General features: G+C 39.7%; 5 protein-coding genes and 1 pseudogene. All 6 read left to right on the forward strand.

What is annotated here, in order from left to right; genetic code table 11:
• Window positions 1-205: 205 nt before the first annotated feature.
• On the forward strand, window positions 206-1,024 hold the full coding sequence (locus B3R79_RS06595) for a Cof-type HAD-IIB family hydrolase (RefSeq protein ID WP_293695825.1): 819 nt from the start codon (window positions 206-208) through the stop codon (window positions 1,022-1,024).
• Between the two features lie 25 nt (window positions 1,025-1,049).
• The gene (locus B3R79_RS06600; RefSeq protein ID WP_148525452.1) at window positions 1,050-1,703 is read left to right on the forward strand and encodes a GDSL-type esterase/lipase family protein; all 654 of its coding nucleotides are present in this window, start codon (window positions 1,050-1,052) and stop codon (window positions 1,701-1,703) included.
• 95 nt (window positions 1,704-1,798) lie between these two features.
• On the forward strand, window positions 1,799-3,310 hold the full coding sequence (locus B3R79_RS06605) for a glycoside hydrolase family 1 protein (protein WP_293695832.1): 1,512 nt from the start codon (window positions 1,799-1,801) through the stop codon (window positions 3,308-3,310).
• A 155-nt stretch (window positions 3,311-3,465) separates the two neighbouring features.
• On the forward strand, window positions 3,466-4,161 hold the full coding sequence (locus B3R79_RS07490; RefSeq protein ID WP_414717729.1) for a hypothetical protein: 696 nt from the start codon (window positions 3,466-3,468) through the stop codon (window positions 4,159-4,161).
• Window positions 4,158-5,303: a GBS Bsp-like repeat-containing protein gene (locus tag B3R79_RS07495; protein ID WP_414717730.1), complete on the forward strand. Its 1,146-nt coding sequence runs from the start codon at window positions 4,158-4,160 to the stop codon at window positions 5,301-5,303. The genes B3R79_RS07490 and B3R79_RS07495 overlap by 4 nt, the downstream gene beginning before the upstream one ends.
• A gap of 23 nt (window positions 5,304-5,326) precedes the next feature.
• Window positions 5,327-5,596, forward strand: a pseudogene (locus B3R79_RS07500) (N-acetylmuramoyl-L-alanine amidase); the annotation flags it as partial.

Genomic DNA, 5,596 nt, shown 5'->3' on the forward strand with positions numbered 1-5,596 from the left:
CGTAGGTAGGAGTGGTTCACAGAAACCATTGACAATGATATAGACTGATGATGTCACGCTCACCATGAGATTTCTATTTTTGAAAATCTTGTGGTAATTTTTCATATCATAGTATTAGTTATTCATATCATAGTATTAGTTATTCTGATAATAGACAAGGATATTTTCAAGAAAATAGCGTATAATGGTGAAAAAGGAGAAGCTTATGACAATAAAAGTAATCGCAACAGATATGGACGGAACGTTTTTAACGAATAACAAAACCTATGATAAAGTACTTTTTAACCGTTTATTTGATAAATTTATGGCAGATGATGTTAAATTTGTCGTGGCAAGCGGTAATCAATACCGTCAAATTATTCAACAATTTCCTGAACATAAACATCAAATGACGTTTGTGGCTGAAAATGGCGGTCACATCATTGAAAATGGTCGAACTTTGCAGGAAGAATTTGAAACAGTAGAAGCTATCTCAGCTTTGGTTAATTATATCGAGAAACATTATCCTGATACGGTGATTAACTTGGCAGGAAAGGCATCGTCATACTTGCCAAAGTCGACACCGAAAAAAATTAAGGATTTGCTTAGCTATTATTTGCCTGTTTTAAAATACGTTGATAATCTACATCCAATTCCTGATGATGATTATTTTAAAGTCACTTTACTGGTTCGTGATAAATTGACCTTCCAAGTGAGAGATGAAATTAACACTTTATTTGCGGATTATCAACTAACGGCAACCTCTAGTGGTTTTGGTTGTATTGATGTCATTCCATCGCATGTGCATAAAGGAACTGGCCTTGATTTCTTGCTCAATCACTGGGGCTATAGTCCTGAAAATCTGATGGTTTTTGGTGATGGTGGCAATGATATTGAGATGTTAAAACTGGCGAAATACTCTTTTGCTATGGCAAATGCTCCACAGGAAATTAAAAATGTAGCCTGCTATCAAGCTCCGTCAAATCAAGAAAATGGTGTCTTACAAGTCTTAGCTAATCATTTTTTGAACGAGGGTGATTCGTGATAGAATAGTCACAAAAGGAGAAACTATGACTGGTTTTCAAGAACTATATCACAAAGCTGATGTGACAGAATTTCGCAACAAAGTTTTAGCTGACCAACAAGTACAGTTGTGGGAAAAATACGACGCTTTGAACAAACTGGTAAAACAGCCAAATATTGTCTTTGCTGGAGATTCTATCACTGAATATTTTCCAATTCACGAAATGCTGATATCTAATTTTCCGCTTTATAACCGTGGTGTTCATGGGATTAACAGTTTGCAGCTCTTAGAACATCTGCATACGCAGGTTTTAGATTTGCGTCCAAGTAAGGTAGTTTTGCTCATTGGGGTTAATGATTTAAAGATCAGACATCCAGAAGAAGTGTGTGAAACAATTGAGACAATCATGGCTACTATTCAACAAAAATTGCCTGAAACTGAGATTATCTTACTTTCTGTCTTTCCAATGAATGAGTCACCAAGATTTGTTCGCACACCAAATCATCGTAATAATGATAGCATCAATCAATTAAATAATTTGCTATCTAATTTGTCAAAAAAAAGTGTAACCTACCTCAATATTCACGATTCCTTGTGTGACGAAAGTGGTCATTTGCCACTAACTTGTACAATCGATGGCCTTCACCTTAATATCACTGGTTATCGTGTGGTGTCTGAAATTTTGTCAGTGTATTTGTAGTGGGATGGTATCATTTTCCAAGATAATAATGCAAGATTGCGCTTTCAAATAACGGTATACTATTATTGTACTTAATTGAAAGAGGGAAAAGATATATGACAAAAGCATTTCCAAAAAACTTCCTTTGGGGCGGAGCAATTGCTGCTAACCAAGCCGAAGGTGCTTATGACAAAGATGGTCGAGGACTTGTTGCAACTGATGTGACAACTGGTGGGTCAGTCAATGCGCCACGTTACATGACTTATATCGACAAAGATGGTAACCCTGGTAAAGCGCCAGCTATGGGACATAATGGTAAGATTCCTGAAGGGGCTAAATACGCCGTGCTCGATACAGAGCATTATCCAAACCATGTGGCTGTTGATTTTTATCACCGTTACAAAGAAGACATTAAGCTGTTTGCTGAAATGGGCTACTCTGTTTTTCGTTTGTCAATTTCTTGGGCTCGTATTTTCCCAAATGGTGTTGACAAAGAGCCTAATCAAGCAGGACTTGATTTCTACCGTTCTGTCTTTGAAGAATGCCGTAAATATAACATTGAACCTTTGGATTCAATTTGGCATTTTGATACGCCATTAGCACTTGAAGAAAATTATGGCGGTTGGAAAAATCGTAAGCTGATTGATTTTTATGTGCGTTATTGTGAGGTTATTTTTAACGAATACAAAGACTTGGTTAAATACTGGTTAACTTTCAATGAAATCAATAACACAACCATGTTCCTTGATATGTTTGGTTCAAAAGCTAGTGATGCAGATTATCAAGAAGGTTATCAAATTCTTCACCATCAATTTGTAGCATCAGCTAAAGCTGTTCAAATTGGTCATGCCATCAATCCTGATTTCATGATTGGAAATATGATTTGTGGTATTACATTTTATCCTGGCACATGTGATCCAGCAGATATCCTTGCTAATGAACACAAATGGCAATCAGGCATTTACTACTGTGGTGATGTGCAAGCAAAAGGAAAATACGGTACTTATGCCAAACGTCTTTGGAAAGAGCATAATGTTGAACTTCATATCACTGAAGAAGATCTTGAAGATTTGAAACGTGGTACGGTTGATATGTATACTTTCTCATATTATATGTCAAACAACGTGACGACCCACACAGGTGTCGAAGAAGTATCAGGAAACTTCTCAACAGGTGCTAAAAATCCTTATTTGACTTACTCTGACTGGGGTTGGGCACATGACCCAATGGGCTTGCAATATTACCTTGAAAAAATTTATGACCGCTACGCTATTCCATTGATGGTGGTTGAAAATGGTCTTGGTGCCTTTGATACGATTGAAGAAGACGGTTCTATCCACGATGATTATCGTATTGACTACCACCGTGCTCACATCAACGCTATGGCAGATGCGATTACAAATGGTGTGGACCTCATTGGCTACACAACTTGGGGTTGTATCGATATCGTTTCAGCTGGAACAGGTGAAATGCGTAAACGTTACGGTTTCATTTATGTGGATATGGACGATGCAGGCAACGGAACACTCAACCGTACACCAAAAGATAGCTTCTATTGGTACAAAGAGGTTCTGGCGACAAACGGACAAAAAGCCATTGAAGAGGCTGAAAATACAAGCAAAGAGTAGTGAGTCACTGCTCACCAATTAAGCTGGGACGACATGCCCAACTTTTTTTTTTTTTATTAGTCAATAAAAGTCAAGCATTTCATTTTTCGGGGATTTTACCAACCTTAAAAATATGTTGAAATAGTAACAAAATGAAAGCTTTTTAGGAGAAGTTTATGAAGACAAAAGGTCATGGAACGATCAAAAAATCAAAAGCTTATGGAGCTATCGGAACTCTTTTATTGTCAGGTATTTTGGTGACAGCTATGGGAACAACAGCTGTGCAAGCTGACGAAACGGTAGAAAACTCTTCTGCCACAGAAACTCTTGCTAGCACACCACAAGTCGCAACAGAATCTACTGCTGCCACTGCCACAGATTCAGAAGTCAGTATTGGGGACACAAAAACTTCTGAAACAGAAGCAAACAAGACGGTTATTTCTGACTCAGCAAAAAGCACAACTCCGGTTGAAGTAGAAAAGACTACAGAAACATCTTCAACCACAGAAAATACAGATGCTGAAGTTGTCAAACCAGCTGAATCTACTGTGCCAGAAAAGACAGAAACAGAAGCTGCTAGTGCGACAAGTGTGCCAGAAAAGACAGAAACAGAAGTTGCTGGTGTAACAACTGAGGCAACAAACGTAGTAGAAGAGAATGAAAACAATTCTACCGAGTCAACAGAAGCAGAAGAAGATTCTACAGAGCCTGCAAAAGAAATGGCAAGCACAGAGGCAACTTCTGAAGAAAGTTCTGCTGAAGAGTTGGTTGCATCAGAAACAGAAGCCAAAGTTATTTCTGAAGATGCTGAAGCTGCTGACCAATCAAAACATGGAGCCACAGGAGGCGGAACTGGAGTAACGGATGAGTGACCGACGTTTATCTAGGTAGCAACGGTTTCAACATCCAATACAACCAACCAATCGCTGATGGGGCTAAAATCATGTTTGCGGTTTGGTCAGACAAGAATGGCCAAGATGACTTGATTTGGTACACGGCCGACAGCCATGGTAAAACAACAGCTAAATACACGGGTTCTTACGGCAAATACCATATTCACACCTATCAAAACCTTAATGGTAAAATGACTGGACTGAATGGAACAAGCATCATTGTGCCTGAGCCAAGTGCCAAAGTGACAATTGCGAAAGCCAGCGAAACCAGTTACAAAGTAACGGTTTCAGATGTACCTGTCTACATTTCAAGCGTGCAATTGCCAACATGGACTCAAGCCAATGACCAAGATGATCTGATTTGGTACAAGACAACTAAGGATTCAAACACCACTTATTCGGCTATTATCAGTGTGGCTGAACACAATCTAGAAAGCGGTCGCTACAATGTTCACGTTTACGGAACGAGCGCGGTAACCAATGCTTTGACAGGTTTGGCTGGTACGCATTTTGAAGCGGATTACCATTTTGGTGACGTAGCGGTTGATGCCACATTAGCCAAAGACGGCATTGATTTGACTATGCCAAGTGATGTCAGCAAAGGGATGGCGGTTTACCACGCGGTTTGGTCTGCGGAAAATGATCAAGATGATATTGTTTGGTACAAGGCTGACCCTTCAGGTCATACTAAAGCCAACTACACTGGCTCTTACGGAACTTACCTCGTTCACACATATGGAGTTGTTCGCGGGCAAATGGTCGGTTTGAACGCCACTTCAGTCCTTGTGCCAAAACCAGAAGTTAAGGCTAATATTACCAAAGAAAGTGCGACGACTTACAAGGTAACCATCACTGATGTACCGATTTACATTGATGATCTCCAAGTACCAACTTGGACAGAGGCAAATGGTCAAGACGATCTTCAATGGTACAAGGCAGAAAAAGCAGCAGACGGTTCTTATTACGTTGTTTTCAGCGAAGCGACCCATAATCTAGAAGCGGGTACTTACAATGTCCACGTTTATGGCTATAACCACGTTAAAAAAGTACAAACAGGATTACTTGGCAAACGCTTTGAATCAGACTATCGTTTCGGTGATGTGCCATTAAGGCAGAATTAGCTCCAACAGGTATCTACATTACCATGCCAAGCGACGTCAGCTCCAACCTCAAAACTTACCACGCGGTTTGGTCAGCCAAAAACAATCAAGACGATATCAAATGGTACCAAGTGGCTAAAAATGGTCAATTAACAGCTAGCTACACAGGTGATTACGGTGCTTATTACATCCACACTTATGCCGTTGTCAAAGGGAAAATGACCTGCATCAGTGCAACCAGCATTGACGTGCCAAAACCAGATGTCAAAGTCAGTGTAACCCAAGCCAGCGATACTTCAGCTAAGGTTGTGGTA

The organism is Streptococcus sp. UBA3373, assembly GCF_002360305.1.
Taxonomy (GTDB): Bacteria; Bacillota; Bacilli; order Lactobacillales; family Streptococcaceae; genus Streptococcus; species Streptococcus alactolyticus.

What these genes read in the sequence shown, in the direction of transcription:
- B3R79_RS06595 (WP_293695825.1), top strand. Translation starts at nt 206, where the DNA reads ATGACAATAAAAGTAATCGCAACAGATATGGACGGAACGTTTTTAACG.
- B3R79_RS06600 (WP_148525452.1), top strand. Translation starts at nt 1,050, where the DNA reads ATGACTGGTTTTCAAGAACTATATCACAAAGCTGATGTGACAGAATTT.
- B3R79_RS06605 (WP_293695832.1), top strand. Translation starts at nt 1,799, where the DNA reads ATGACAAAAGCATTTCCAAAAAACTTCCTTTGGGGCGGAGCAATTGCT.
- B3R79_RS07490 (WP_414717729.1), top strand. Translation starts at nt 3,466, where the DNA reads ATGAAGACAAAAGGTCATGGAACGATCAAAAAATCAAAAGCTTATGGA.